The organism is Paraburkholderia sp. GAS42, assembly GCF_050436565.1.
Classification (GTDB): Bacteria; Pseudomonadota; Gammaproteobacteria; order Burkholderiales; family Burkholderiaceae; genus Paraburkholderia.
The window spans coordinates 50,249-76,499 of sequence record NZ_JBNDML010000010.1; the positions used below are offsets into that span (position 1 = coordinate 50,249).

Annotated in this window: 25 protein-coding genes; 19 read left to right on the top strand and 6 right to left on the bottom strand. The window is 61.9% G+C overall.

Features of this window, described 5'->3' with window-relative positions:
• Nucleotides 1-84 precede the first annotated feature (84 nt).
• Nucleotides 85-1,251 (bottom strand): hypothetical protein, encoded by a 1,167-nt coding sequence (locus tag P3T16_RS16395; RefSeq protein ID WP_429343062.1) that lies wholly within the window; start codon nucleotides 1,249-1,251, stop codon nucleotides 85-87.
• An 865-nt stretch (nucleotides 1,252-2,116) separates the two neighbouring features.
• Between P3T16_RS16395 and P3T16_RS16400 the strand changes: the two genes are divergently transcribed.
• Nucleotides 2,117-3,574 carry an NCS1 family nucleobase:cation symporter-1 gene (locus tag P3T16_RS16400; RefSeq protein ID WP_429343063.1) on the top strand — a complete coding sequence of 486 codons (1,458 nt, stop codon included), beginning with the start codon at nucleotides 2,117-2,119 and terminating at the stop codon, nucleotides 3,572-3,574.
• A gap of 69 nt (nucleotides 3,575-3,643) precedes the next feature.
• Here the strand turns inward: P3T16_RS16400 and P3T16_RS16405 are convergent, their stop codons facing one another.
• Nucleotides 3,644-4,129, bottom strand: a complete 486-nt coding sequence (locus P3T16_RS16405) for an adenosine-specific kinase (RefSeq protein WP_429343064.1) — start codon at nucleotides 4,127-4,129, stop codon at nucleotides 3,644-3,646.
• A 338-nt stretch (nucleotides 4,130-4,467) separates the two neighbouring features.
• Here P3T16_RS16405 and P3T16_RS16410 point away from each other — a divergent pair, with 338 nt between their 5' ends.
• The 4 genes from P3T16_RS16410 (at nucleotide 4,468) to P3T16_RS16425 (ending at nucleotide 8,477) form a co-directional block, all read left to right on the top strand.
• The gene (locus tag P3T16_RS16410) at nucleotides 4,468-5,061 is read left to right on the top strand and encodes a cytochrome b/b6 domain-containing protein (RefSeq protein ID WP_429343065.1); all 594 of its coding nucleotides are present in this window, start codon (nucleotides 4,468-4,470) and stop codon (nucleotides 5,059-5,061) included.
• A gap of 2 nt (nucleotides 5,062-5,063) precedes the next feature.
• Nucleotides 5,064-5,855, top strand: a complete 792-nt coding sequence (locus P3T16_RS16415) for a molybdopterin-dependent oxidoreductase (protein ID WP_429343066.1) — start codon at nucleotides 5,064-5,066, stop codon at nucleotides 5,853-5,855.
• Between the two features lie 46 nt (nucleotides 5,856-5,901).
• On the top strand, nucleotides 5,902-6,516 hold the full coding sequence (locus P3T16_RS16420) for a hypothetical protein (RefSeq protein WP_429343067.1): 615 nt from the start codon (nucleotides 5,902-5,904) through the stop codon (nucleotides 6,514-6,516).
• A 536-nt stretch (nucleotides 6,517-7,052) separates the two neighbouring features.
• Nucleotides 7,053-8,477, top strand: a complete 1,425-nt coding sequence (locus P3T16_RS16425) for a hypothetical protein (RefSeq protein ID WP_429343068.1) — start codon at nucleotides 7,053-7,055, stop codon at nucleotides 8,475-8,477.
• Between the two features lie 199 nt (nucleotides 8,478-8,676).
• Here P3T16_RS16425 and P3T16_RS16430 read toward each other — a convergent pair whose 3' ends face one another.
• Together P3T16_RS16430 and P3T16_RS16435 are read right to left on the bottom strand one after the other, a co-directional pair.
• Entirely contained in the window at nucleotides 8,677-9,987 is a 1,311-nt protein-coding gene (locus P3T16_RS16430) for an MFS transporter (protein ID WP_429343069.1), read from the bottom strand.
• A 163-nt stretch (nucleotides 9,988-10,150) separates the two neighbouring features.
• Nucleotides 10,151-11,245, bottom strand: coding sequence for a tartrate dehydrogenase (locus P3T16_RS16435; protein WP_429343070.1), 1,095 nt, complete (start codon nucleotides 11,243-11,245; stop codon nucleotides 10,151-10,153).
• Between the two features lie 110 nt (nucleotides 11,246-11,355).
• Here P3T16_RS16435 and P3T16_RS16440 point away from each other — a divergent pair, with 110 nt between their 5' ends.
• Complete coding sequence (locus tag P3T16_RS16440; protein ID WP_429343071.1) at nucleotides 11,356-12,282, top strand: LysR substrate-binding domain-containing protein; 927 nt, start codon at nucleotides 11,356-11,358, stop codon at nucleotides 12,280-12,282.
• A gap of 62 nt (nucleotides 12,283-12,344) precedes the next feature.
• On the opposite strand, the gene P3T16_RS16445 is transcribed toward P3T16_RS16440, so the two are convergent.
• Complete coding sequence (locus P3T16_RS16445; RefSeq protein WP_429343072.1) at nucleotides 12,345-12,647, bottom strand: hypothetical protein; 303 nt, start codon at nucleotides 12,645-12,647, stop codon at nucleotides 12,345-12,347.
• Between the two features lie 136 nt (nucleotides 12,648-12,783).
• Between P3T16_RS16445 and P3T16_RS16450 the strand changes: the two genes are divergently transcribed.
• Nucleotides 12,784-13,629: a GNAT family N-acetyltransferase gene (locus tag P3T16_RS16450; protein ID WP_429343073.1), complete on the top strand. Its 846-nt coding sequence runs from the start codon at nucleotides 12,784-12,786 to the stop codon at nucleotides 13,627-13,629.
• A 27-nt stretch (nucleotides 13,630-13,656) separates the two neighbouring features.
• Here P3T16_RS16450 and P3T16_RS16455 read toward each other — a convergent pair whose 3' ends face one another.
• Nucleotides 13,657-14,700, bottom strand: coding sequence for a virginiamycin B lyase family protein (locus P3T16_RS16455; RefSeq protein ID WP_429343074.1), 1,044 nt, complete (start codon nucleotides 14,698-14,700; stop codon nucleotides 13,657-13,659).
• A 269-nt stretch (nucleotides 14,701-14,969) separates the two neighbouring features.
• On the opposite strand from P3T16_RS16455, the gene P3T16_RS16460 reads away from it, so the two are divergent.
• The 12 genes from P3T16_RS16460 to P3T16_RS16515 all read left to right on the top strand — a co-directional run bounded on the left by P3T16_RS16460 (nucleotide 14,970) and on the right by P3T16_RS16515 (nucleotide 26,249).
• Nucleotides 14,970-15,935, top strand: coding sequence for a LysR family transcriptional regulator (locus P3T16_RS16460; RefSeq protein WP_429258488.1), 966 nt, complete (start codon nucleotides 14,970-14,972; stop codon nucleotides 15,933-15,935).
• 164 nt (nucleotides 15,936-16,099) lie between these two features.
• Entirely contained in the window at nucleotides 16,100-16,591 is a 492-nt protein-coding gene (locus P3T16_RS16465; RefSeq protein ID WP_429343075.1) for a hydroxyquinol 1,2-dioxygenase, read from the top strand.
• 37 nt (nucleotides 16,592-16,628) lie between these two features.
• A complete protein-coding gene (locus tag P3T16_RS16470; protein ID WP_429258486.1) occupies nucleotides 16,629-17,624 on the top strand; it encodes a hydroxyquinol 1,2-dioxygenase in 996 nt (331 codons plus the stop codon).
• 95 nt (nucleotides 17,625-17,719) lie between these two features.
• Entirely contained in the window at nucleotides 17,720-19,183 is a 1,464-nt protein-coding gene (locus P3T16_RS16475) for an aldehyde dehydrogenase family protein (RefSeq protein WP_429343076.1), read from the top strand.
• Between the two features lie 6 nt (nucleotides 19,184-19,189).
• A complete protein-coding gene (locus P3T16_RS16480) occupies nucleotides 19,190-20,248 on the top strand; it encodes a maleylacetate reductase (protein ID WP_429343077.1) in 1,059 nt (352 codons plus the stop codon).
• A gap of 39 nt (nucleotides 20,249-20,287) precedes the next feature.
• Nucleotides 20,288-21,589 carry an ABC transporter substrate-binding protein gene (locus tag P3T16_RS16485; RefSeq protein WP_429258483.1) on the top strand — a complete coding sequence of 434 codons (1,302 nt, stop codon included), beginning with the start codon at nucleotides 20,288-20,290 and terminating at the stop codon, nucleotides 21,587-21,589.
• A gap of 20 nt (nucleotides 21,590-21,609) precedes the next feature.
• Nucleotides 21,610-22,332 carry an ABC transporter ATP-binding protein gene (locus P3T16_RS16490; RefSeq protein ID WP_429343078.1) on the top strand — a complete coding sequence of 241 codons (723 nt, stop codon included), beginning with the start codon at nucleotides 21,610-21,612 and terminating at the stop codon, nucleotides 22,330-22,332.
• A gap of 2 nt (nucleotides 22,333-22,334) precedes the next feature.
• On the top strand, nucleotides 22,335-23,045 hold the full coding sequence (locus P3T16_RS16495; protein WP_429343079.1) for an ABC transporter ATP-binding protein: 711 nt from the start codon (nucleotides 22,335-22,337) through the stop codon (nucleotides 23,043-23,045).
• The gene (locus tag P3T16_RS16500) at nucleotides 23,042-23,908 is read left to right on the top strand and encodes a branched-chain amino acid ABC transporter permease (RefSeq protein ID WP_429258480.1); all 867 of its coding nucleotides are present in this window, start codon (nucleotides 23,042-23,044) and stop codon (nucleotides 23,906-23,908) included. Before P3T16_RS16495 ends, P3T16_RS16500 begins: the two co-directional genes overlap by 4 nt.
• A gap of 9 nt (nucleotides 23,909-23,917) precedes the next feature.
• Nucleotides 23,918-25,012, top strand: coding sequence for a branched-chain amino acid ABC transporter permease (locus P3T16_RS16505; RefSeq protein WP_429343080.1), 1,095 nt, complete (start codon nucleotides 23,918-23,920; stop codon nucleotides 25,010-25,012).
• 8 nt (nucleotides 25,013-25,020) lie between these two features.
• Nucleotides 25,021-25,884, top strand: coding sequence for an intradiol ring-cleavage dioxygenase (locus P3T16_RS16510; RefSeq protein ID WP_429343081.1), 864 nt, complete (start codon nucleotides 25,021-25,023; stop codon nucleotides 25,882-25,884).
• An 11-nt stretch (nucleotides 25,885-25,895) separates the two neighbouring features.
• Nucleotides 25,896-26,249 carry a Rieske (2Fe-2S) protein gene (locus tag P3T16_RS16515; protein WP_429258477.1) on the top strand — a complete coding sequence of 118 codons (354 nt, stop codon included), beginning with the start codon at nucleotides 25,896-25,898 and terminating at the stop codon, nucleotides 26,247-26,249.
• The last annotated feature ends 2 nt before the right edge of the window (nucleotides 26,250-26,251 follow it).

Below are 26,251 nucleotides of genomic sequence, written 5' to 3' on the forward strand. Positions count from 1 at the left end.
TGCGCAACCCGACGGGTTGCGCATTCCGGTGCGAGTGGTCTGCGCGCTGATGTCTCTTCGTTGATCGACCGCTCAACGGAACGGCTAGTGGGTTGAGAATACCGAAATTCCACCGGTGGGGAATCCCGCCGCGCCGCCCTGAAAGGGCACGTAGACCTGCCCGAGCGTGCTGTCGATGGCAACCGAATGCGCGCCTGTGCCCACAGGAATCGCAAGAAGCAGCTGCCGCGACGTTCCATCGACGACGCCCATCTGCGGATTAAATCCCGAAGCGGCAGCGGTGCCTCCCGTCACGAAGTGCCGGGCAGGCAGGAAGTAGCGGTTGGAAGTCGGATCGTAATTGACCTGGTCCACTCCGCCAAACGGCAGGGTGGCGTGGATTGCGCCACTTGCGCGATCCATGATCAGCGAGATGAGCGGATTCCCGGCAGGCGGATCGCATCCAATGAGCACGTCGTTGTTCGGGCCCAGCACGATTCCGGTCGGTCCGCACTTTCCTAGCGGAAACGATTTGCCGACAGCAGGATTCCCAGCCGCCGCCGAGCTCGCGGTGATGACATCGAGCTCCCCAGCGGGATTGGCGGCGGTCCCGTCATTGTTGATCAAAAAACTCTTCGAGGCGGGATCATATACGCATGCTTCCAGTCCCGACGAACCATTGAAAGCAAGCTTTGCCACCGCCGTTTGCGTCAGTGTCGAAATGAACGTGACGAACGGCGGCGAGTCTCCGGGACTCGCGTACATCACGAGATGATCGTCGGGATCGTAGCAGCCTTCATCGACCCGCGACCCGGAACTACTGATGACTATCGTGTTGACCGTCTTTTGCGCATCCGTATCGATCACCTTGATCGAGTCGACGTCGCCGACGTAGATCGTATGCGTGCCGGTGATACCCACAATTCCATCGGGCCCGGACTCGTCCGTCGTCGCGCCAGCGCCGGTGAACGGGCCGGGAATCTGCGCGATCAATGTGTTCGATTTAGTGTCCACGACATCGACGGCCTTGCTATTCCGGTCGGAAAGAAAGTACTTGCCGGCCTCGACGTAGCCGATGTCGAAACTGAATGGTGGGCTCGAGGCATTGGGCACAGCAATGTTGGTCAGCAGCTTCGGCGGTGTTGGGGCGACGCTGCTGCTGTTATCTCCACCTCCACAACCGGCCAAAGCTGCAGAAAGCAGCAATAGGGTCATCAATCGGCTTTGCATCGAACTGTCTCCTTTCGTTTTAAAGTCCCGACGGTCGATCAAGGGATCGACCTGAGTACTGGAATGTGTTCGTCAGATTTGTTGATCGACGCTGGTCGACACCAGTGGTGTGACGGAGCCGCACCTTGACGTGATGCTGGTTAGCGAAAGTCAACCAATGATTTCCCCAACGCTCGTGGGGAGATGTTTATCCAGGGGAGTAGCCAGGTTCTGTCCGGACGCGTGCTTCACAAACGCCTGCATCAGGGCTGTAGACCGGGTGTATGGCGCAACAATGGCGGTATGACGGAAAATCGAAAAGTAAATCTTATTTATGATCTACATTCCGTTCGCGCTATAGGCGTAATTGATCTGAAACATCAATGGCGTAATTCCCTGCGAATTATGTAATGTTTCACAAGGCGCGATATCGCTTTCGGCTACAGCGAGGCGGGGTCAGGGTGGATCATTGGTGCGGCGCGGCATGCGTTCATCGCTCGATTTTCCCTACGCTGACGGGACAGCGGGAAATATCCACGTGAAGAAATTGTGCGCTTTTTTATCTGGAAAATAATCTCACCAGAGGCTGACATAAAGAAGCTGAATAAATTTATATGTAAAGTGGGGTTATCTTCTGGAAAGCCAGGATGCTATCGCCGGTTGATGCAACTTCCGCAGAATCGCGGCAAGAGGATGAACGCGACGGCGACGAGGGGTAACGCAACCTGCCGCGCCCATGTTGGCGGAGGCGTGGGCATGGGCGGTTGGCATGCGCCAGAACGCATCTCGATCAGGGTTAACCCATTCGAAACGATGTGGCAAAGCACATACAGTTCTTTTACATACCAACCAGCTTCAGACGCGGGGGCATCTCCAGGGAGTCTCCGGCGGTGTTTCCTCAGTTCCACGAGCGCAAAGGAGATGACAAATGGAAATCCGCGATCCTTCCCCCGGCCTCTACAACGAAGATCTCGCGCCCGCCAGGCGGCGCAACTGGGGTGCCTTCAGCATCTTCAACGTCTGGACCTCGGACGTGCACAGCCTCTGGGGCTACTACCTCGCCGCCAGCCTGTTCCTGCTGTGCGGCAGCTTTATCAACTTTGTGCTCGCGATCGGGCTCGGCTCGCTGGTGATCTTCGCGCTGATGAACCTGATCGGCTACGCCGGCGAGAAAACCGGCGTGCCTTACCCGGTGCTGGCGCGCGCCTCCTTCGGCGTGTGGGGCGCCAACCTGGCGGCGCTGGTGCGCGCCGTGGTGGCCTGCTTCTGGTACGGCGCGCAGACGGCAGCGGCTTCGGGCGCGGTGGTCGCGTTGCTGATCCGCAGCGACAGCCTGATGGCGTTCTACAAGAGCACGCACTTCCTCGGCCACTCGGGACTGGAGGTGATCTGCTACGTGATCATCTGGGCGCTGCAGCTGCTCATCATCCAGAAGGGCATGGAGACGGTGCGCAGATTCCAGGACTGGGCCGGTCCGGCGGTGTGGGTTGCGATGCTGATCCTGGCGATCGGCCTGTGCGTCAAGGCCGGCGGCTTCTCGTTCACCCATGGCATTCCGATGAACGTGCTGCTCGAGAAGACCAGGGACGCCGGCGTCAGCGGCGAGCCAGGCTCGTTCTGGGCGCTGATGGCAGTGGGCGCGACCTGGATCACCTACTTCGCGGCGCTATACCTGAACTTTTGCGACTTCTCGCGCTATGCGAAAAACCGCGACGCAGTGAAGAAAGGAAATCTGTGGGGCCTGCCGGTCAACCTGATCGCGTTCTCGCTGGTCGCCGGCGTCACCACCATCGCCGCCTTCAAGGTGTACGGCGAAGTGCTGCTCCACCCCGAACAGATCTCGGCCAAGTTCGATAGCTGGGTGCTGGCACTCATCGCGGCGCTGACCTTCGCAGTCGCCACGCTGGGCATTAACGTGGTGGCCAATTTCGTCTCGGCCTCGTTCGACATCTCCAACGTGTTCCCCAAGCTGATCAGCTTCAAGAAGGGCGGCTACATCGCCGCGGCTATCGCGCTGGTGCTCTACCCGTTCGCGCCGTGGGAAGGTAACGCCGCGCACTTCGTCAACGCCATCGGCGCGACGATGGGCCCGCTGCTGGGGGTCATCCTGGTGGACTACTATCTGGTGGCCAAGGGCAACATCAACGTCGCGGCGCTCTACGAGGAGCACGGCGAGTACCGCTACGAGGGCGGCTGGAACGTCAACGCGCTGACCGCAGCGGCGCTCGGCAGCGTGTTTTCAACCTTCCTGCCTAACTTCACCAACGTGCTGCCGCTTTGGTGGAATACCTATGGCTGGTTCTTCGGCGTGGTGATTGGTGGCGGCATGTACCTGATCATGGCGACGCTGCGGCCGCGTACCGCGATCACACCTACCCGCGCTTGAGGGTTCTCCTGGGGAGCGGGTAGGGGTGACAAAAGGCGCGGCGCATGGTGTTCGGGAATGTGCCTGCGCCTACGCTTTGTAACCGATCGCGCGCAACAGATCCTTACGCCATTGCACGTCTTCTTCGCCTTCGACGGCGAGCGGCGAGAATCCGTCAATGACGCCGAGGATGCCATGGCCCTGTTCCGTCTCGGCGACCAGAACCTGAGTGGGATTCGCCGTTGCGCAGAAAATCCGGCACACCTCGGGCACCGCTTTGATAGCGTTGAGAACGTTGACAGGAAAGTAACCATCGCCGAGGAAGATGAAGAAGCTGTGGCCCGCGGCAATGCTCATGGCGTTCCGGCACGCCATGTCGATCAGGTCCGCATCGGTGCCGGACCGGCGCACCAGGCGCTTGCCCGAAGCCTCGCAAAAGGCCAGGCCGAACTTGATGCCCGGAACGGTGCCGACTAACGCCTCGTGAATATCCTCGACGGATTTGATGAAGTGTGTTTGCCCGAGAATGAAGTTGGTCGTTTCGGGCTTGACGATTTCTACGGCGGACAATTGCATATCGGACCTCGTTCCTTTGCGGTCGTCAGGGCGCCAGTGAAGGGGCACTGACCACTGGCGAAAGTGACTTCGTCAATGTTCGCTATCAGCCGACCGGTTTGACCCATTCTCTAGCCTAATACGAACCCTTCATCGGCGAAAGCGCTGCCGGGAATCTGGTGAAATTTTCACGCTCGCAACGCACACGCATTCGAAACGTTGGTCGTTCGTCAGGAAAATTATTTCTCGCGCAATGGAATAGTTGCGCACCGGCGAGGTTTACCCTCGGTAACACTGCCTGGTCGCTGCCGGCCAGGCGTTCGATTTACGAGGCCCAACCCGCCAATCACGAGATCGCTATGAGTCACACAACGATTCAACCCGCCTGGGTGCGCATCGCACACTGGATTAACGCGTTCGCTGTCGTACTGATGGTGACAAGCGGCTGGCAGATCTACGACGCCTCGCCGATCTTTCCAGCCTTACAGTTTCCTTCGGCTATCACATTGGGTGGCTGGCTCGGCGGGGCCCTGCAATGGCATTTCGCGATCATGTGGATGCTGGTCGCGAATTTCCTCATCTACGTCGGGCTAAATATCGCTTCGGGACGTCTGCGCCGAAAACTGCTGCCGATCAGCTTCAGGTCACTTGCAACCGATCTCGTCGCCGCGCTGCGTGGCACGCTCGGGCATGAGGACCTCGCACGCTACAACGCGGTACAGAAATTCGCCTATCTCGTCGTCATCGTCGATATCGCGCTCGTGATCATGTCGGGACTGGCGGTATGGAAGTCGGTGCAGATCCCGCTGCTGCGCACGCTGATGGGCGGATACGACAATGCGCGCGTCGTGCATTTTGTTGCAATGAGCGTGCTGGTTGCGTTCTTCGTCGTGCACGTCGTCATGGTCGCACTGGTGCCGCGCTCGCTGCTTCTGATGATTCGTGGACGGTAACCATGACTTTTCGAAAAAGGGCTCAGAAACCCGATACGTTTCTTTCATATCAAGCTGAATCCATCATCAAGGATGCGCGCAACGAACTGAAAAATCCGGCACGCCGGCTGCTCGGCAAGCGAGTTCTCACGCTCGGCGGCATTGCGATGCTGTCAGGCTGCGATTTGTCCAATGACAAATCGGTGAACACCATGCTGCGCAGAATGTCGCTCTTCAACGACGACGTGCAGGCACTGCTGTTCAATCCGAACGAGATGGCCCCGACTTATCCGGCGTCGATGATCACACGGCCGTTTCCGTTCAATGCGTTCTACGGCATCGACGATGTGCCCGAAGTCGACGCCGCTGCGTACCGGCTCCAGGTGGGTGGCCTCGCGAACGGTAAGCGCGTCTGGACGCTCGACGAACTGCGCGCGTTGCCACAGGAAAGCCAGATCACGCGTCATATCTGCATCGAAGGATGGAGTGCCATCGGCCGATGGGGCGGCGTGCGTTTCTCCGATTTCCTGAAGCGCACGGGCGCGGACATCACGGCGAAGTACGTGTCGCTGCACTGTGCGGACAATTACTGGACCAGCATCGACATGCCGACTGCGTTGCATGCACAGACCCTGCTCACACTTACATACGACGGTCAGGTGTTGCCGCCGAAGTACGGCTTTCCGATGAAGCTGCGTATGCCGACCAAGCTCGGCTACAAGAATCCGAAGCATATCGTCGCGATCAGTGTGACGAACGAATATCCCGGCGGTTACTGGGAGAACCAGGGCTACAACTGGTTCGGCGGTTCCTGATGTGCGTTAGTCCATTCTCAACTCAACGGTCCTTTACGGAGCATCTATGTCTATCCGCTTGAAACTTGGCGTCACCCTGTCCGCGCTGGCTTTTGCCGGTGTCGCGCTCGCTCAGACGCCGGCAGTCAAACCGTCGCGCATTCGTGGCGATATCGTCTCGCTCGACGGCGACGTCCTGAAGGTGCATCGCCGTAGCGGTGACACTGTCTCGATCGAGCTTAAACCGACCATTGCCGTTTCGGCGGTCAAGGCCATGCAGCTTTCGGACATCAAGCCGGGCTCGTTCGTCGGCACGGCCACAACGACCGGCACTGACGGAAAGTTGACGGCTACCGAAGTCGTCGTCTTCCCGGAATCCGCGCGCGGCACGGGTGAAGGCCACTACGCCTGGGACCTCGGTCCGAACAGCACGATGACGAACGCGAACGTCGACACGGTTGTTCAGGGTACCAGCGGCCGGAACCTGAAGCTGTCGTACAAAGGCGGCGGCGATGAGGTGATCGTCCCGCCCAACGTACCCATCGTGACTTTCACGCCGGCCGCACGCAGCGACCTGACTCCGGGCAAGAAGGTGTTCGTGGTTGCGACGGCCGCATCGCAGAATGCTTTTGTCGCTCAGCGCGTGGTGGTCGAAAAGGATGGAGTCGCTCCGCCGATGTAAGCGGTTAGCTCGCATGGATGGGCCCGCCCGCTCACTTCAGGAATAAGGGCGAGGTGTTTGCCGCGATGGCGGGCCCGTGTCACGTTGCCGATGGAGATGCTCGTCGTGGCAATGTTCGATCGGAGTGAACCCGACCCGCCTGAGAGCGCGGGACCCTTTGCCAGCGCCTGCAACCGGGCCAGCTGCGGACAAGCATCTTTCAACCAGTGTCGTCTGAGGTGTTCAAAATTCGTTCAAAACCACCAACCCATTGAGAGGGACAGGCGGCCGGCCAGCGCTCGACTGCGCAATCTCACGACCGTCCGGGAGAAATGTTCGGAACCGCACGATACGTCTTACGCGTGCAGGCGTAGTCTCAGGATCATGTATTCTGGACGTAAGGTCCGCATCCCATCAGCCGCGACGGCGACTTGCAAAAAAAGAGCTGGCGCAACCAGCTGCCACCCAAGTCGGCCTTGTCCTCACTTGCCGAATAATCCAGCTGCCCAGAGTACTCAGATAGGAGCACCCGTTGAGCATCGGGCGCGGGTCAACACTTGGGCGATGATGAGATCTTCGCGCGCATTTCCTGGGCCGAGGTGATCGTGGGTTCGAAGGTCAAGCGGGAGAAGGACAGCGGCAGTTTCGCTGCGCGTTTGCTGCGCCACGTCCCGTTCTTGCTGATCCTCGCTTCGATCGGGCTGGTCGCGCAGGTTACGCTGCTCAGTCCGCGGCAACTGGCGTGGAACGCGTGGGCCTACTCGGAGTGGCTGATCAATTACGATGCCGGGTTTGTTCGGCGCGGCCTGAGCGGAGCGCTGATCGAACTTTCACGGTCGGTGCCCGCGCTACCCGTCGTTAACCTGCTGGTGTTCGTCGTGTTCGCGGCGTTTTGCCTGTTGTTCTGGTGGGTGTTGTGCCATTCATCACGAAGCACGCCGTGGGCAGTCATTCTCGCAATGTTGCTGCCGAACGGCCCCGTGCAGATGGCGGCTGGCAACGAGATTTTCTATCGCAAGGAAATCGTGTTTCATGTTGCGCTGGGTATCAGTTGCATCTTGTACCAGATGATTGTGAACGCGACGACCGACGCAAAACGAAGCCTTTTTTCGTGGATTTTCTTCGTATTGCTGCTGGCGCAGATTGTCGTGTTTCCGCTGTTCCAGGAGGTATATTTGTTCATATCCTTTCCGGCCAGTTGGCTGCTCGCGCGTCAGATCGCGGCTCTCCAGCCGCAACGGCGCGTGTTCGGCTGGTTGCCCGGCGCGGCGGTTGTCATATCGCTTGGGATGATGGTGGTCTGCGCCGTATTCCGTGGCAATGAGGCTGTTGCCCAGCAGCTCTGGACTTCGTTGAGCGGAGCCGACCGGATGCTAATTTCGCCCTCTGCGCCGGATACGCCGACCGGCGGCATCGCCGCCATCGGGTGGTCATTCGTCAAGAATCTGATCGTCGTCGCGGACATCGTGATGTCGTCGCTATTCTGGATCTGGGGATTCGCAGCGGTGGGTGTCGGCGCCGTGCTCGTGCTCGTCACGTCACTGCGCCGCGCACGCGGCGAGGCGGACAACCTGGCGACCGAACGGCTGCGCCAACATCTTTCACAGCTATGGTTCCTGTTCCTGGCATCGCTGCCGATGTACGCGCTAGGCGCGGACTGGGCTCGCTGGCTATCGTCGGTTGCCATTTCGTATCTGTTCCTGTCGTTCGCCGACAGCACGGGCTCTATCAAACCACCGCGACTGCTCCGCTTCATGCCGCGGCGTTGGCGCACGAGTCTCGAGGTTACGCGCGATTACTTTACGGATACGCTGGTACCGGCAATCAGCACAGTGTCGGCCCGGCATACGATACCGTTGCTTGCGCTGGCGCTGTTCTACTGCCTGACGTTTCGTCCGCCCGAGTGTTGCATGAAGGGAGGCTACAATCCTTTCTACCGGATAAAGCCGGTTCTAGCGGAGTTCAGTCATTTCCATCGCTAAGCCGTTGCCGGCCAAACTTGTGGGCGGCTCTGGATCGCGACCGCCTCGCAAAGACGCTTTGAGCATGCCAGACATCGTGCGGCTCGCCGTAATAATGCAGTGTATTAACGCGGGTTTATCGCGGTAACCGCTTGCGGTGTTCCATTTACCACTCTTGCTGTGCACGCACCCAGTGTCGTCGAGCCACGAACCTCCCTGCTCAGTGGCCGTGTCGCTCCCCGACCGCAACCGGCGCCTGCTTTGACTGCCGGCTCAGCATCAACGTAACCACCGCCGATACGGCCAACGTTGCGCCGACCACGTACAACCCTGCCGAGTATCCGCCCGTCACGTTCTTGAGCCAGCCGATCGCGAACGGACCGACGAAGCCGCCCAGATTGCCGATCGAATTGATCATCGCGATCCCCGCGGCCGCACCGGCACCTGACAGGAACATGCTCGGCATTGCCCACAATGGCGCCTTGGCCGCGCTGATCCCAATGTTCACGATCACGAGCGCCAGGACAATCATCAACGCCGTGGTGGCGTTACCGGCAAAGACGAACCCCAGACAGGCAACCACACACGGAATGACAACGTGCCATGTGCGCTCTTCGGTGCGGTCCGAATGCTTCGCCCACAGGATCATCGCGATCACGGCGAGGATGCTCGGTATGCCTGCAAGAAGGCCTGTTTCGAACGAGCCGAACCCATACTGGTGAATGATCAGCGGTGCCCACAGACCGAGCGTGTACAGCCCGGCTGACGTGCCGAAGTAGATCAGCGCCAGCGCAAGCACGCGCGGGTCGCACAACGCGCTGAGTGCACCCGCAGTGTGACCCGCCTGCGACTGTCTGGCATCCGCTTCGAGCTTGAGCTTCGCGATCAGCCATTCACGCTCTTCCGGCTGAAGCCAGTGCGCTTTCGACGGCGCGTCCGTCATGTACTTCAGCACCACAAAGCCGAGAATGATTGCGGGAACCGCTTCGAGGATGTAAAGCATTTGCCAGTCGGCCAGACCAGCGACCGGAGGAAGCTTCATGATCGCGCCGGACAGCGGCGAGCCTATCGCGGTAGAGATCGGCGCGGCAGCCATGAACCACGCAGCAGCCACCGCGCGCTGACGCGATGGGAACCACAGGCTCAGGTACAGGATGATGCCAGGAAAGAAGCCCGCTTCGGCGACGCCCAGGATGAAGCGCAGCGCGTAGAAGCTGTTCGGGCCGACGACAAACGCGGACGCCAGCGACACGATCCCCCACGACACCATCACGCGAGCAATCCAGCGACGCGCACCGACCTTATGAAGGATCAGGTTCGACGGCACTTCGAACAGAAAGTAGCCGATGAAGAACAGTCCGCCGCCGAGGCCGAATGCTGTCGGCGAAAGGCCGATGGCCTTGTTCATCGACAGCGCGGCGAAGCCCACGTTGACGCGGTCGAGAAAACTCACGAAATACAGCAGCATCACAAACGGGATGATCCGCAGCATGAGCTTGCGGGAAACCCGGCTTTCGAGTTCGGAAATCATTGTCTCCTCCTTGGAGGCTTGAGCAGTGCTCTATTCAGAAATGGAGTGCGGTTCCTTTCTGGAAATGAACATCTTGTCTCCTGCCTCATATTTGCCGCGCCGCGCCACGGCCGCCGGATGGCAGCCCGTGCAATCCAGGCGCGAGCGGTGCCGCTGATAGCGCTTAAGCCGCGTTGGCTGTGGGCACTGCAGCGCGCTCGATGAACGCGCAAACGGCTGCCGTCACCTGCGCGGTCGTTGCCGTGCCGCCGAGGTCGCCCGTATGCAGCGACTTGTCCGCAGTGACAGCTTCGACTGCCTGCATGACGCGCTTCGCGGCGTCGAACTCGCCCAGGTGTTCGAGCAGCATGACGACCGACCAGAAGGTGCCGACCGGATTGGCGAGACCCTTGCCCATGATGTCGAACGCGGAACCGTGGATCGGCTCGAACATCGACGGAAAGCGGTGCTCCGGATCGATGTTGCCCGTTGGCGCGATACCCAGGCTGCCGGCGAGTGCGGCGGCGAGGTCACTGAGGATGTCGGCGTGCAGGTTAGTGGCGACGATCGTGTCGAGCGTCGCGGGGCGGTTGATCATGCGCGCGGTCGACGCATCCACCAGTTCCTTGTCCCATTTGACGTCCGGAAATTCCTTCGAGACTTCAAGCGCAATCTCGTCCCACATCACCATCGCGTGACGCTGCGCGTTGCTCTTCGTAATGACCGTCAGCAACTTGCGCGGACGGGATTGCGCGAGGCGGAACGCGAAACGCATGATCCGTTCGACGCCGGCACGGGTCAGAATCGACACGTCCGTCGCGGCTTCGATCGGATGGCCCTGGTGAACACGGCCGCCCACGCCGGAATATTCACCTTCCGAGTTTTCCCGGACGATGACCCAGTTCAGGTCTTCCGGCCTGCAGCGCTTGAGCGGCGCATCGATGCCCGGCAGGATGCGGGTGGGGCGGACGTTTGCGTACTGGTCAAAGCCCTGGCAGATCTTGAGGCGAAGGCCCCACAGCGTAATGTGATCAGGAATGTCCGGGTCGCCCGCCGAGCCGAACAGGATCGCGTCCTTGTTACGGATTGAGTCGAGCCCGTCCGACGGCATCATGACGCCATGCTTGCGGTAGTAGTCGCCGCCCCAGTCGAAGTTTTCGAATTCGAATGCGAACGACTTCGTGGTCTTTGCGAGTGCTTCGAGGACCTGCGCACCGGCAGGTACGACTTCCTTGCCGATGCCGTCGCCGGGGATGGTTGCGATGCGATAGATGTTCATGTCTCCGTCCTTTCACGTGTTGTACGTCTGACTGAACTTTACCGACATCTGGACGCAAAAACCGGTGCTAAACTCAAGGCATCTTTAACTTGAATTCACAAGTGAAAGTCATGCGCGACACCGTCCAGCCGTCCGATCTGAGCTTTTTCTCCACCCTTGCCGCGTCCGGCAGCCTGAGCGCGGCGGCACGCGAACTGGGGCTGACGGCAGCGGCCGTCAGCAAGCACCTGACGCAGATGGAGAGCCGGGCGGGCGTGGCGCTGATCAACCGCACGACGCGTCGGATGATGCTTACGCCGGAGGGTGAGCTGTACCTCGAGCACGCGCGCCGGATCCTCGACGAGATTGACGAGCTGGCCGAGTTGCTGGGCACGGCGAAGCAGAGTCCGAAGGGATTGCTGCGGGTGAACGCGACGCTCGGCTTCGGGCGCAGCCATGTCGCGCCTGCAATCTCGCGCTTTGTCGCGAGGTATCCGCAGGTATCGGTTCAGCTTCAGCTATCGGTCACGCCTCCGCCGCTGACGGACGACACGTTCGACGTCTGTATCCGGTTCGGCGAACCACCCGATACGCGGATTGTGGCGCGGCGTCTGGCGGCTAATCGCCGGTTGCTGTGTGCCGCGCCTTCGTACATTGCGGCACGCGGAATGCCGATGACCGCGCATGACCTGATGCGGCACAACTGCATCGGCATCCGTCAGGGCGACGAAGCCTATGGCGTGTGGCGTCTGACGTCGGGCAGGGGCGCGTCGCGCAAAACGGAGGCCGTGCGTATCAAAGGCTCGCTGACGACGAATGATGGTGAAATTGCGGTGAAGTGGGCGCGCGAAGGACATGGCATCCTGATGCGGGCCGAGTGGGACATCAAACAGTATCTCGCCGACGGTTCACTAGTCCTGGTGCTGCCCGAGCATGAAACGCCGAACGCCGATATCTTCGCTGTCTATTCGCCGCGGCACCAGATGTCCAACCGGATTCGCGCGTTCGTCGACTTCATCGCAGACGATCTTCGGAGCGAAGCGGGTGAAGTCGGGTAGAAGGCTGGCGTGTTGAATTATCGAAAACGGACGCGCAGGTACGGATGGGGTTCGATCGATGTTCAGTCGACAAGCTCGCACCTCACGACGGGCGCCGTATAGGGTGACGGGTATTCCGATTTGGGTCCGCTCAACAGGCGCAGGCGCTGCGTGGCTAGCACCTCAGCCTTGCGCTGATCGCTGAGGGCAAGCGTGGTGCGTGGGACGCCCGCGGCATCCGCAGGCTCATTCACGGCACACCGCGCCGTTTTACCATCGGGCAGACGTACGGTTGTCTCGTACGCGTAGTCGGGCTGCGCGGCCAGGCAGGCAGTGCTGCAAACAGTTACCGCAATCAGCACGATATGCTTTGCAGGATGTTTCACTTTCCCCTCCACGAAAAACCGCATGATCGTTTGACCGGTTCCTGCGCGGGCCGTTCGGGTCGTTTGGGGAAAGGCGATGAAGGGGCACGTTATCGCGCAAGCCGTAGTCCTTGGGACGTACAGAAGGGGGCAAAACATGGATGAGCGCAGCGACTTTATCGTGCGGAACATGCTGGCCGGCGAGGTTGATTTGTCGGTTGAGTGGGCTGCATCGGAGGGATGGAACCCTGGTCTGCATGACGCGCAGTGCTTTTGGGCAGCCGACCCGGACGGTTTTTTCATCGGTGAGTGGCGGGGCGAGCCGGTCGCGTGCCTGTCCGCCGTCGCCTACGACGACAGTTTCGGCTTTATCGGTTTGTATATCGTGAAACCGGCGTTTCGCGGCAGAGGCTTCGGCCTGCGCATCTGGCAGCGCGGCATGGACTATCTGCGAAACCACAACGCGGGTCTTGACGGCGTCGCCGCCCAGCAGGCGAACTACAGGAAGTCCGGCTTTCAGCTTGCCTATCGCAACATCCGCTTTCAGGGTGTCGCGCAAGGTGCGGCCTGCTCAACCGTTTCGGATGCATCGGATCTGCCGTTCGAGCAACTGGTCGACTACGACCGCCAGTGCTTTCCGGCTGCGCGCGCACGCTTCCTCGCCGGCTGGATCGGACAACCGGGCGCCGTGGCGCTGGTGGCGGTCCGCGACGGTCGTGTCGCCGGGTACGGCGTGCTGCGCCATTGCAGGGCAGGATGCAAGATCGGACCGCTCTTCGCCGATACTGACCGGATTGCCAGCGATCTGTTTGATGCGCTGGTCGCGCGCGTACCGGGCGAAATCATCACCCTCGATGTACCGGAGCCCAACGCCGCAGCCATCGCGCTAGCGAAAAGACATGGCATGGCAAGCGTCTTTGAAACCGCACGGATGTACACGCAGAAGCCCCCCACGATTCCGATCGACCGTGTGTTCGGCGTGACCTCGTTCGAGCTCGGGTGAAGCGGGCCCAAGACGCGCCTTCGCTCGTCAATCCCCGTTCGCATTCACTGCGCGGGACCGGTAACGCAGCAGGTGATCGATGCCGGATCCGGACAGCCAGACTTGCCCTGGACGGCCCATCATCTGACGCACGTTTGCGTGTGGGCGCGGCAGTGCAAACACGTCGAACCGCTCGCTGCGCGGGTCGAAGCGCACGAGTGCATTGGCGCTCCACTCAGTGAGCCAGACGATGTCCTCTTCGTCTACGAATATCGCGTAAGCATGCGGATCGTCGCCGGGCAGCCGCCATTCGCGCCATCGGCGCGTCGCCGGATCGAATACGCCGACTTTTCCTGCATTCCACTCGCTGACCCAGACGCGCCCCTTCGAATCGGACCATACGCGGCGCGCGCCCTGATTCGGGGTGGGCGGTTCGATGACCTGTGCTGCGCCGCTCACGGGATCAATGTGGCCGAGATAACTTCCCGCCAGTGACGCGAAATACAGGCTGCCGTCTGGGGTCACACAGATGCCGTAGGGTCCGCGCCCGTGCGGCGCATCGAAGACGCGCATGCTGGCGCGCTTCGGATCGAGCTCGCCATATATGCCGCTTTGGCCGGTAAACCACAGATGCCCTTGCTTGTCGAAGACCGCGGTGTTCAGATTGGCGTCCGGCCGCTCCTTCGGCAGCGGAAAACGCGTGACGGCAAGCGTCTTCGGATCGACGCGCACAATCGCGTTCAGGCCGCCGTCTGTGATCCATGCCGCGTGATCGGGACCGACGATCACGCCGTGCGGCGCCGACCCGTCCCCAAGCGGAATCCTGTCGATCTTGCTGCTCTGCGGGTCCAGCCGCCCGACCATGCCTTGCGCCTGCGCGGTGTACCACACGGTGCCGTCGGGCGCCGGCGCGACGTCATGTGGTGCGCTGCCGGTTGGGACCGCGAAAGTGTCGAACGACGGCGGCTGGGCGTGCGCCGAACCGACGGCGAGCGCGGCGCTCACGAGCGCAGGCACTGCAGAGGGGGCCAGCCTGGCGCCGAGGATGTCGCGCACCGTTTCAACGATCCGTTCCCTTGCGATCTCAAGCATGTTCGCCTCCATGTCACGGGGTCCGTTTCAAAAGGCGCAGACGGTTTTTGATTGTTGCACTTATCCGTAGTCGTCGCTTCGCGGACTCATTCGACAACGGCGGGCCGGCGGCTCGGGCGCCGGTTGATGGCCGCGAGCGCGACGGGCAACATCGAAAGGAGGATCATATAGACGGCCATGCCTGCGCTCGTGACGCAGCCACGTTTGCGGAACAGATTAAACTTGAAGCGGCACAACAGGCCGCGGACACAGCGGCTACAGGAGACAGGATGGACCTCTTAATGTCGATGGAAGCATTCGTGCGGGCCGCTGAAGCACAAAGCTTTGCCGGCGCCGCGCGGCAGCTTGGCGTCGCGAAATCGGTGGTGACTTCGCGCGTCAAACAACTCGAGGAACATTTCGGCGTGCCGCTCTTTCACCGTTCGACGCGGGCCGTGCGCCTGTCGGAGCTCGGTGAGACGTATTACCGCGAGTGCGCCGAACTGGTCAATAAAGTCCACGACCTGTCCGGACGCTCGCGCGGCGATTCACAGGCATTGGCCGGCACCCTTAACGTCCATGTCCTTCCTGGCTTTGCGCTAGGGCATTTTTCACAGACGCTGATCGAATTCCGTGCCGCGTACCCCCGCGTCGAGTTCGTCGTGACCGTCAATGACCGCGTCATCGACCCGGTTCAGGAAGGTTTCGATCTGGCGCTGCAGATCTATCCGCCGGCGTCGAATCTGCTCGTCGAGCGGCGCCTGTTTCCGGTGCGCGGCGTGCTGTGTGCGGCGCCCGGTTACCTGAAGGAAGAGCCCGTGATCGAGACGCCGCTCGACCTGCTGCGGCACGATTTCGCCCGCTATTCGTACTACCCGTGGGGCGACAAGTGGCCGCTGATGCGCGGCAATGAGTGCTTCGAAATCGCACTGAACCCGGTCCTGAAGACGAATAGCGTCCACCTGCTGCTGGAGTTCGCGCGAGCCGGTGCGGGCGTCGTCTATCTGCCGACGATGGTCGCCGCCGCCGATCTGCTCGAACACCGCCTCGAACGCGTGCTGCCGGAATACGCGGCGCCGCCATTGTGGCTGTCGGCGGTCTATCCCGCATCGCACCGCTCGACCACGAAAGTCAAGGCATTCGTCGACTTCCTGCGCACGCGCTATCTGCGCGAACCGCAGTGGGACAAGGCGCTCGGCATTGCGCCAGCGGATGACGAGACGAGAACTGTCGGTGAGGAACTGGCCGAAGACTGAGGCCCGCCAGACGCTCGTTCGGGTTCTCCACCAGGTAGTTTCCCTGGCGGGTTTTCGAAGCACCCAGCGTTCGCGTTTCCCGACCCTCAACACATTGCTGTTGCGCCTGTCGCCACTTAATCTTCGATGCAAGCAACGCATTCGTGGATTAACTGGAGGCAGACATGCAACAGACCTGGTTCGGCAGCCTGGACAACTATCGGAAAGGCTCCATCGAAATCATCAAGGGCAAACCGGAGCATTACGCAATGTCGAACGTGTTCGACGTGGCGAGCCGCGCTGAGCCCTACGAGAAAGTCGTCGTAGGCAAGAATCTCAAGTACGTCATCGAGACGCTGCGCGCGGAAGGCTCGTCGCCGTGGTTTGCTGCGTCGCACGATGAATTCGCAGTCGTGCTCGACGGCGAGATCGACGTGTATTTCATCAAGCCGTCAGACGGCCCGCTGGTCGACGCGCAGACCGAAGGCAGCGTACGGCTGGAAGGCAAGCCGTCGGGCCAGTCGATGGGTTATGTGAGGCTGCGGCGCGGCCACCAGGCGCTGCTGCCCGCGGGCGCCGCCTATCGCTTCGAAGCGGTGACGAAGGGCGTGCTGCTCGTGCAGACGATCCTCGGACGCTTTTCGGTCGAGAAGTGGGCCGACATCTGCATCCACTGAACCCCTCGACACGATCGATCCTCTACTGGAGCCCATCATGGACAAAGCCAGCACCCTGCAAAACGTTACCGCGAGCGAGGCCGATCCGGTCACCGGCTATCGTGTATTCCGCCTCGGCGACTTCGAGTTCAGCCGCGACGCCTATTTCGCCACCGTCCGATGGCCCGCCCAAGGTCAGACCCGCTCGCATCAGATGCATGCTGACGATTTCCTGCGCGCCATGATGCGAGATGTTGCGTGGGGCTTCTTCTACGGCTGGGTCAACTTCGACGAAGTGATCGGCACGCGCAATCACTACGGCAAGGTCGACATGTACGCCGGTGCGTACAACGCGAACCTCAAGGAAGCGGGCGTCGACCATATGCAGCAGTTCGACACGCCGCTCATCATGGCGACCTTCAAGGCAATCCTGAAGGACTGGGTCAACGAAGGCTTCGATCCGTTTGCTGCGCCCGAAGAAACCGGCTCGGCGTTCGGCACGAAGCATGGCGACAACATCGCGGCGATCGAACGCACGCGTATCGCTACAAAACGCATGCCGGGCCTCGAAGGCGATTCGCCGTTGCGCGACGACCTGCCGGTCAACCGCCAGTTCGCCGACGTCGTCCAGGATGAACCGGAGATCCACGCGGAGCCCGGTTTCGAGAAAACGCTGCATGCGTTCAGTCTCTTCAAGTACCTGTCGCGCTCGGACGTGACGTGGAATCCGTCGGTCACCTCCGTTTGCCAGCAAAGCCTGTTTTGTCCGACCACCGAGGAATTCGTGCTGCCGGTGTTCCATGGCAACGATCGCGTCGAGTGGTTCCTGCAACTGTCCGACCAGATCATCTGGGACGTCGCCGACAAGGATAGCGGCGAGCCGCGTGCCCGCATCACGATGAACGCGGGCGATATCGCCGCGATGCCGGCCGACATCCGTCACAAGGGCTATTCGCAGAAGCGTTCGATGCTGCTCGTTTGGGAAAACGCGACACCGGATCTGCCGAAGCGCTACGAAAGCGGTGAACTGCCGCCGTATCCGATCCAGATCTAACTCTCCGGCATTCCCTCCGATCGTCGATCGAACGGCGCCAGACCGCTGGCGTCGCGGGGGATGTCACGTCCAGGTTTTACTCGAGCAGGACTGACATGCAAACGCAACTCTTCATCGGCGGCCGCTTCGTGCCGGCTGCAAACGGCGAAACGCTCGCCTCCCTGAATCCGCACGACAACTCGGTGATCGCCGAAGTCGCGATGGCCGGACCCGCCGACGTCGATCGCGCCGTTGCGGCGGCGAAAGCGGCGTTTCCAAAGTGGAGCAATCTCGCCGCGATGGAGCGGGGACGCTTGCTGCTCAAGCTCGCTGACGCAATCGAAGCGAACGCCGACAGGCTGGCGCGTCTCGAATCGCTCGACACCGGTCACCCGATCCGCGATACGCGCAATCTCGATGTGCCGCGCACCGCGGCCACCTTCCGCTACTTCGGCGGGATGGCCGACAAGTTCGAAGGCTCGGTGATTCCGGTCGAGCAGGGCTTCCTGAACTACCTGACGCGCGAGCCGGTCGGCATCGTCGGGCAGGTGGTGCCGTGGAATTTCCCGCTGATGTTCACGAGCTGGAAGATGGCGCCGGCGCTCGCGGCGGGCAACTGCGTGATCATGAAGCCCGCTGAACTCACGCCGCTATCGAGCCTCGCGATTGCCGAGCTGATGGCCGAAGTGGGATTCCCGGAAGGTGTCGTCAATATTCTGCCTGGTCTGGGTCACGTGGCTGGCCAGTACATCGCTGAGCATCCGGAGATCAGCAAGATCGCCTTCACCGGTTCGACGGCGGTAGGCCGCAAGATCGTGCAGGCGTCGAGCGGCAATCTGAAGAAGGTGCAGCTCGAACTCGGCGGCAAGGGCGCGAATATCGTGTTCGGCGACGCCGATATCGATGCCGTCGTGCAAGGGTCGGCGTTCGCGATCTTCCATAACCAGGGGCAGGCGTGTATCGCCGGCTCGCGGATGATCGTGCACGAATCGATCGCCGATGAAGTGCTCGAGAAGTTCGTCGCGTTGAGCCACACGATCAGGATTGGCGATCCGCTCGATCCGCAAACCGAAATGGGTCCGCTCACGTCGCGCCAGCATCGCGACCGCGTGCTGTCGTTTGTCGATGTCGCCCGTGAACAGGGCGGCCGCGTGCTCGCGGGCGGCAAGGCGCCGGACGCGGCCGCGCTGGCAAATGGCTGCTATGTCGAGCCGACTATCGTCGAAGCGAGGCCGGAGCATCGCGTATCGCAGGAAGAGGTGTTCGGCCCGTTCATGACCGTCACGAAATTCCGCACCGACGAAGAAGCGCTCGCGATCGCGAACGGCACCGAGTACGGTCTCGGCGCGGGTCTCTGGACACGTGATCTGCAACGCGCGCATCGGGTGGCCCGCGAGATTCGCGCCGGCATGGTGTGGATCAACTGCTACAAACGCGTGAGCCCCGCATCGCCATTCGGTGGCGTCGGCGCGAGCGGCTATGGCCGCGAGATGGGTTTCGAAGCGATGCGCGAGTACACGCAGCCCAAGTCGGTCTGGGTCAACGTGGATGCGCAGATTCCGCCTTACTACCCGCGCTGAACCGCCATGGAACCCTTCATCTATAACGGCCTGCCGTCACGCGTGATCTTCGGCGCGGGCAGTCTCGACCAGCTCGATCGCGAGATTGGCTTGCTCGGCGCTACGCGGGCGATCGTGCTGTCCACGCCGCAACAGCGTGCGCAGGCCGAAGCGCTGGCTGCACGCCTGGGTTCGCGGGCCGCTGGCGTCTACGCCGAAGCCGTGATGCACGTGCCGGTCGAAACCGCCCGCGCGGCACGTGACTTTGCCGCACAGGTCGGGGCCGATTGCGCGATCGCGATAGGCGGCGGTTCGACGACCGGCCTCGGCAAGGCGATCGCGCTCGAAACCTCACTGCCGATCATCGCGATACCGACCACGTACGCAGGCTCCGAGATGACGCCGATTTACGGGCTCACGGAGAGCGGCGTCAAGAAGACCGGCCGCGATCTGCGCGTGTTGCCGAAGACGGTGATCTACGACCCGATATTGACGAGCTCGCTGCCGCCCGCGTTGTCGCTGACGAGCGGGATCAACGCGATCGCTCATGCAGCCGAAGGACTCTACGCGCAGGACGCGAATCCGATCACCAGTCTGATGGCGGAAGAGGGCATTCGGGCGCTCGGCGTGGGTTTGCCGCGCGTGATGCGCGAGCCTGGCGATCTCGCTGCACGCGGCGACTGCCTGTACGGCGCATGGCTGTGTGGCGCGGTGCTTGGCAGCGTCGGCATGGCGTTGCATCACAAGCTGTGTCATACGCTCGGCGGCACGTTCAATCTGCCGCACGCGGAGACGCACACGATCGTGTTGCCGCATGTACTCGCCTACAACCGCGATGCGGCGCCTGACGCGATGCAACGTATCGCCCGCGCGTTGCGTACCGGCGATGCCGCGCAAGGCGTGTTCGATCTCGCACGCGATCACGGCGCACCGACCGCGCTAAAAGACATCGGCCTCACCGTAAGCGATCTCGACGTCGCGCTCGATCTCGCCTTGCAGAACCCGTACTGGAATCCGCGGCCCGTCGAACGGATACCGCTGCGCGCACTGCTCGAGGCTGCCTTTCACGGGCGACGACCGGACTAGCGCCCGACCCACTCATACAAAAATATTCAGGAGACAAACATGGACGCACATTCCTTCGATGCGAAGCGTCGTCGCTTCGTCACCCTCGCCGCGGGCGGCGCGCTCGCCGCGACGACCTCCGCGTTCTCGCCGCTCGTATTCGCTGCCGGCCCTCGCACGTTGAAAATTGGCTACGTGTCGCCGCAAACCGGGCCGCTCGCACCGTTCGGCGAAGCGGACCGCTTCACGATCCAGCAGATGCAGACGGTGCTGAAAAACGGCATCGTGATCGGCGGCAAAACGTATCCGGTGTCGATCGTCGTCAAGGACAGCCAGTCGAATCCGAATCGCGCTGGCGAAGTCGCCAACGACCTGATCCTGAAGGACAAGGTCGACATCATGCTGGTATCCGGAACACCGGAAACCGCCAACCCGGTCAGCGACGCGTGCGAACTGAACGAGATGCCGTGCGTGTCGACGGTAGTGCCCTGGCAGCCATGGTTCTTCGGCAGAAAGGGCGATCCGAAGAAGGGCTTCCGCTTCACTTACCACTTTTTCTGGGGACTGGAGGACGTGATCGCTGTCTACACCGGCATGTGGCAATCGGTACAGACCAATCACAGTGTCGGCGGCCTCTTCCCTAACGACGGCGACGGCAACGCATGGGGCGACGCGAAGCTCGGTTTTCCGCCGGTGCTCGCGCAAAAGGGCTTCACGCTGAAAGATCCGGGCCGCTTTCAGAGCATGACGCAGGACTTCTCCGCGCAGATTGCGGCATTCAAGCAGGCGAATTCGCAGATCGTCACCGGCGTTGTGATCCCGCCCGATGCGAAGAATTTTCTCGTTCAGGCGCGTCAGCAAGGTCTGAAACCCAAAGTCATTTCGATCGGCAAGGCGCTGCTGTTTCCGACTTCGATCGAAGCACTCGGCGATCTCGGCGAGGGACTCTCCACCGAAGTGTGGTGGTCGCCGTCGCATCCGTTCAAATCTTCGTTGACGGGTCAAAGCGCGCGGCAGCTCGCCGACGACTACGAGCGCGTCACGTCGAAGCAATGGACCCAGCCAATCGGCTTCGCGCATGCGCTGTTCGAAATCGCCGTTGATTCACTGAAGCGCGCGAAAGACGTCGATTCGAATGAGGCGATCCGCGATGCGGTGGCGTCGACAAAGCTCGATACGCTGGTGGGCCATGTCGCGTGGGGCAGCGGTCCGGTGAAGAATGTCGCGAAGACGCCGTTGGTGGGCGGGCAATGGCGCAGTGGACAAGGATCGGGGCAGAAGCATCGCTTCGATCTCGCGATCGTCAACAACCAGCTCGCGCCGAGCGTGCCGCTGTCCGGCCCGCTCAAGCTGATCGCGTGAACTGAAAGCGGAGAGCGGCGATGAACCCTGTCCTCAGACTGACCGGCGTGTCGAAGCGCTATGGCGCGCTGCAGGTGACCGACGACATCAGCTTCGCGGTCGAGCGCGGTGAGACTTACGGCATCCTCGGTCCGAATGGCGCTGGAAAGACCACCCTGTTTAACCTCGTTAGCGGTGACGTGCGCCCCGATCAGGGGAGCGTCGAATTCGACGGCGCGGATGTGAACCACCTGCCGCCGCATCGTCGCTGCGCCGCCGGGATTGGCCGCTCGTATCAGGTGCCGCGGCCGTTCGGCGGCATGACGGTATTCGAAAACCTGCTGGTTGGCGCGACCTTCGGAGGGGAACTGGCCGAGCACGCCGCGTACGACGTCTGCATCGACGTACTCGAACGCACCGGCCTCAAGGCCCGCGCCAACCAGTTGGCCGGCACGCTGGGGCTGCTGGACCGCAAGCGCCTCGAACTGGCCCGCGCGCTCGCGACACAGCCGCAACTGCTGCTGCTCGATGAGATCGCAGGCGGCCTCACCGAACCTGAAACGCACGAACTCGTCGACGAGATTCGCCGTGTCAAGGAGGGTGGCGTGACGATCGTCTGGATCGAGCATGTCGTGCATGCGCTGCTCGCGGTAGCCGACCGGCTGCTCGTCATCAACTTCGGCAAGCGCCTGGCCGAGGGCCTGCCCGCTGCCGTGATGGACGACCCCGAAGTGCGGCGCGTATACCTCGGACTGGAGGCATGAGCATGTCGACACTACTCGAGACCCGCGCGCTGAGCGCGTTCTACGGTGACTTCCAGGCGCTGTTCGGCATCGACGTGACCGTGGCGCCGGGCGAGGTGATCGCGCTGATCGGCTCGAACGGCGCGGGCAAGTCGACCTTTCTGAAATCGGTGGCGGGTCTGCTGCGCCCGCATGCTGCCGCGCAGATCCTGTATCGCGGCGAGCCGGTTGGCGGCGCGGCTCCGGCGCACATCACCGGCAAGGGCATTGCGCTGGTGCCAGAAGGGCGACGCCTGTTCGCGAGCTTGACCGTCGAAGAGAACCTGTTGCTGGGCGCATACAGCAAGCGGCCGGGACGCTGGAATCTGCAAAGCGTCTATGCATTGTTTCCGGTGTTGCAGGAGCGCCGTCACCACGCAGCGACTGCGTTGTCAGGCGGCCAGCAGCAGATGGTAGCAATCGGCCGGGCGCTGATGAGCAACCCCGACCTGCTGATGTGCGACGAGCTCTCGCTCGGGCTCGCGCCGGTGATCGTGCGCGAGATCTACGCCGCGTTGCCCGCGATTGTCGCGGATGGCATGAGTGCGATCGTCGTCGAGCAGGACGTGCAGCTGGCGCGTCGCGTGTCGTCGCGTTTTTATTGCTTCCAGGAAGGGCGCGTTTCGCTGGCGGGCGTATCGGCCGAGGTGTCGGACGAGGCGATTACGCAAGCGTACTTTGGAGCGGTCGCATGAATACGTTCATCAATATTGTCGTGCAGGGCGTGCTGCTTGGCGCGCTGTATGGACTCTTCGCAATGGGCCAGTCGCTGGTGTTCGGCGTGATGCGGCTGACCAACACCGCGCACGGCGACTTCATCGTGCTGCTGGTGTTCGTACTGTTCGCGCTAACGGGCTTCGCGCATCTGCCGCTTGCCGTCGCGCTGGTGTTGCTGCTCGTGATCGCGTTCGGGTCGGGTTATGCGCTGCAGTACGCGATCCTCAACCGGGTCAGCAGCCGCGATCCGCTGCCTTCGCTGATCGTCACGTTCGGACTGTCGATCGTGATCCAGAACGTGCTGCAGCAGGTGTTCTCCGCGGATCCGCGCTCAGTCGCCACAGGCAGCTTCGAGTCGCAGAGCATCACACTCGCGGGCGGCATCACGCTCGGCTATCTGCCGCTCGTCACGCTGGTTGCGACCGTCGCGCTTGCTTTCGCGATGCAGTGGCTGTTCGGCCGCACGCCGCTCGGCCGCGCATTTCGCGCCACCTCGGACGACCGCGAGATCGTGCAGCTGATGGGCGTCTCGTACCGCCGCACCTATGCGTTGGCGATGGGCATCGCATTCGTGCTGATCGCGGTCGCCGCCGCACTCTATTCGATGCGCACCGCCGTTTCTCCGACCGATGGCCCGGCCTTGCTGCTGTACGCGTTCGAGGCAGTGATCATTGGCGGGATGGGTTCGTTCTGGGGCACCTTCGTCGGCGGCATGGCGCTCGGCATTGCGCAGCAGGTGGGCTTTTATTTCGATCCCGGCTGGGGCATCTGGCTCGGACACGTGGTGTTTCTCGGCGTGCTGGTGGCCCGGCCGCAGGGCTTGCTGCCCAAAACCGCATAGAGGTTCGACATGACGATGCATTTGAATACGCCCGCAGTGGGCTTCGAAGTGCGGCGCGCAACGCGCGCGAGCCGGGTGGCGGTGATCGTGCTGCTGATCGTCGCGCTGGCGGTGGCCAGCGCGCCATGGTGGGCCGGGCGCGATGCGATGCGCGATTTCGTGCAGCTCGCTTCCTATCTGGTGTTCGCGCTGATGTGGAACCTGCTGGCGGGCTATGGCGGGATGGTGTCGATCGGGCAGCAGGCGTTCTTCGGTATCGGCGGCTACGGGATGCTGATTCTCGCGAACTGGTGCGGGATCTCACCGTTCGTTGCTGTGCCGCTCGCCGCTGTGATTGCGACGATCGTGGCGATTCCCGTATCGCTGGTGGCGTTCCGTCTGGAAGGCGGCTATTTCGCGATCGGCACATGGGTGATCGCGGAAGTGTTCCGGCTGACGGTGGCTAATGTCTCCGGGCTCGGTGGAGGTTCCGGTACCAGCCTCACCGCGCTCCAGGATGTGCCGCGTGCGCTGCGCGAATCGCTGACGCTGTGGCTCGCGCTCGCCATCGTCGCGGCGGCGATCGGGCTGCTGTATCTGTTCCTGCGTTCCAAAGCAGGTCTCGCGCTAACAGCGATGCGCGACAACGCGGTGGCGGCGAGCAGTCAGGGTGTCGACGTGAAGCGCGCACGGTTGATCGTCTATCTGGTGTCCGCGTGCGGCACAGCGCTGGCGGGCGGCCTGTACTTCGTGGGCAACCTGCGCATCTCGCCCGACGCCGCATTCTCGGTGAACTGGACGGCGTTCGGCATTTTTATTGTGATGATCGGCGGCCTCGGTACCCTGGAAGGACCGATCGTCGGCGCCCTGATTTTCTTCGTGCTGAACCAGTTCCTGTCTGACTTCGGCACCTGGTATCTGATCGGTCTCGGCGCGCTCGCGATCGTCGTGACGATGTTCTTCCCGCAAGGCCTGTGGGGCTTCGTATCGCGGCGCTATGGCCTGCAACTGTTTCCCGTGGGCCGCCGCGTCGTATTTCTCGATGCCGGTCAGTCACAACAACCTTCGCCTGGCGGCGCTTCGACCGATTCCGTCGAGCCGCGCCCGGCTCCCCATCGCGCGTGAGGTCGACAATGAACGACGCAACCATCCATCCGCTGACGCAGAGCGTGCTCAAGACGTTTGCCGGCTGCACCGATCCGCGTCTGCAGCAGATCATGACCGCGCTGGTCAGGCATCTGCACGCGTTTGCCGCCGAGGTTGAACTGACCGGCGAAGAATGGCGCCGCGGCATCGAATTCCTGACCGCCACCGGCAGGCAGTGCAGCGGCATCCGTCAGGAGTTCATCCTGCTGTCGGACACGCTCGGCCTGTCGATCATGGTCGATGCGATCAATCACGAACGCGAAGGCGATACCACCGAAAGCAGCCTGCTCGGCCCGTTCTATCGAGAGGGCGCAAAGGATGAAGCCTTCGGCGCCAACATCGCGCGCACCGAAGGTGAGCCGGCGCTGATTCACGGTCGCCTCGTCGACGGGCGCGGTGCACCGGTTGCCGGCGCACTGATCGAGGTGTGGGAAACGGCGAACAACGGCATGTATGAAGGGCAGGACCCCGACCAGCCCGAGAGCAATCTGCGCGGCAAATTCCGCTCAGGGCCGAACGGCGAGTATGCGTTCAGAACCATCAAACCGACCAGCTATCCGATTCCGACCGATGGCCCGGTCGGGCAGATGCTGCTCGCGACAGGACGTCATCCGATGCGTCCGGGCCACATCCACTTTCTGATCGAGGCGCCGGGTTACGACACGCTCACAACCGCGCTGTATTCCGCGGGTGATCCGTATGTCGAGTCAGACGCGGTGTTCGGCGCGAAGCCTTCGCTGGTGATCGACTACGTGCCGAATCACAACCCGGCCGCCGCGAAGGAGTGGGACTTGCCGAGTCCCTTCTTCGAAGTCCGGCGCGATTTCGTGCTGAGCAAGCGGCGTGCGTGAGGAGGAGAGCGATGAACGTGGCGAATCCCGAACATCGAGCGGGCTTCCTGTGCACGCTCGACGACATTCCCGACGGAGGCGCGCTTGAAATAGACGCCGGGCAAGCCGGCGCGCCAGGCATCGTCGTGCTGCGCCGTGGTGACGACGCATGGGCCTATCGCAACATGTGCCCGCACTTTTCGATTCCGCTGAACTACGAACCGAACACGTTCTGGGCCTACGACGCCGAACTGCTGATGTGCGCGCATCACAGCGCGATGTTCCGTTTCGAAGACGGCCTGTGCGTCGACGGCCCATGTCAGGGCGCGGCGCTCACGGCGGTCGCCATCCGCATCGAGCAACGACAGATATTCAACAACGACTGAAG

What these genes read in the sequence shown, in the direction of transcription:
- P3T16_RS16480 (WP_429343077.1), top strand. Translation starts at nt 19,190, where the DNA reads ATGGAACCCTTCATCTATAACGGCCTGCCGTCACGCGTGATCTTCGGC.
- P3T16_RS16400 (WP_429343063.1), top strand. Translation starts at nt 2,117, where the DNA reads ATGGAAATCCGCGATCCTTCCCCCGGCCTCTACAACGAAGATCTCGCG.
- P3T16_RS16415 (WP_429343066.1), top strand. Translation starts at nt 5,064, where the DNA reads ATGACTTTTCGAAAAAGGGCTCAGAAACCCGATACGTTTCTTTCATAT.
- P3T16_RS16470 (WP_429258486.1), top strand. Translation starts at nt 16,629, where the DNA reads ATGGACAAAGCCAGCACCCTGCAAAACGTTACCGCGAGCGAGGCCGAT.
- P3T16_RS16495 (WP_429343079.1), top strand. Translation starts at nt 22,335, where the DNA reads ATGTCGACACTACTCGAGACCCGCGCGCTGAGCGCGTTCTACGGTGAC.
- P3T16_RS16500 (WP_429258480.1), top strand. Translation starts at nt 23,042, where the DNA reads ATGAATACGTTCATCAATATTGTCGTGCAGGGCGTGCTGCTTGGCGCG.
- P3T16_RS16455 (WP_429343074.1), bottom strand. Translation starts at nt 14,700, where the DNA reads ATGCTTGAGATCGCAAGGGAACGGATCGTTGAAACGGTGCGCGACATC.
- P3T16_RS16485 (WP_429258483.1), top strand. Translation starts at nt 20,288, where the DNA reads ATGGACGCACATTCCTTCGATGCGAAGCGTCGTCGCTTCGTCACCCTC.
- P3T16_RS16435 (WP_429343070.1), bottom strand. Translation starts at nt 11,245, where the DNA reads ATGAACATCTATCGCATCGCAACCATCCCCGGCGACGGCATCGGCAAG.
- P3T16_RS16465 (WP_429343075.1), top strand. Translation starts at nt 16,100, where the DNA reads ATGCAACAGACCTGGTTCGGCAGCCTGGACAACTATCGGAAAGGCTCC.
- P3T16_RS16440 (WP_429343071.1), top strand. Translation starts at nt 11,356, where the DNA reads ATGCGCGACACCGTCCAGCCGTCCGATCTGAGCTTTTTCTCCACCCTT.
- P3T16_RS16515 (WP_429258477.1), top strand. Translation starts at nt 25,896, where the DNA reads ATGAACGTGGCGAATCCCGAACATCGAGCGGGCTTCCTGTGCACGCTC.
- P3T16_RS16510 (WP_429343081.1), top strand. Translation starts at nt 25,021, where the DNA reads ATGAACGACGCAACCATCCATCCGCTGACGCAGAGCGTGCTCAAGACG.
- P3T16_RS16410 (WP_429343065.1), top strand. Translation starts at nt 4,468, where the DNA reads ATGAGTCACACAACGATTCAACCCGCCTGGGTGCGCATCGCACACTGG.
- P3T16_RS16430 (WP_429343069.1), bottom strand. Translation starts at nt 9,987, where the DNA reads ATGATTTCCGAACTCGAAAGCCGGGTTTCCCGCAAGCTCATGCTGCGG.
- P3T16_RS16475 (WP_429343076.1), top strand. Translation starts at nt 17,720, where the DNA reads ATGCAAACGCAACTCTTCATCGGCGGCCGCTTCGTGCCGGCTGCAAAC.
- P3T16_RS16420 (WP_429343067.1), top strand. Translation starts at nt 5,902, where the DNA reads ATGTCTATCCGCTTGAAACTTGGCGTCACCCTGTCCGCGCTGGCTTTT.
- P3T16_RS16505 (WP_429343080.1), top strand. Translation starts at nt 23,918, where the DNA reads ATGACGATGCATTTGAATACGCCCGCAGTGGGCTTCGAAGTGCGGCGC.
- P3T16_RS16450 (WP_429343073.1), top strand. Translation starts at nt 12,784, where the DNA reads ATGGATGAGCGCAGCGACTTTATCGTGCGGAACATGCTGGCCGGCGAG.
- P3T16_RS16460 (WP_429258488.1), top strand. Translation starts at nt 14,970, where the DNA reads ATGGACCTCTTAATGTCGATGGAAGCATTCGTGCGGGCCGCTGAAGCA.
- P3T16_RS16490 (WP_429343078.1), top strand. Translation starts at nt 21,610, where the DNA reads ATGAACCCTGTCCTCAGACTGACCGGCGTGTCGAAGCGCTATGGCGCG.
- P3T16_RS16405 (WP_429343064.1), bottom strand. Translation starts at nt 4,129, where the DNA reads ATGCAATTGTCCGCCGTAGAAATCGTCAAGCCCGAAACGACCAACTTC.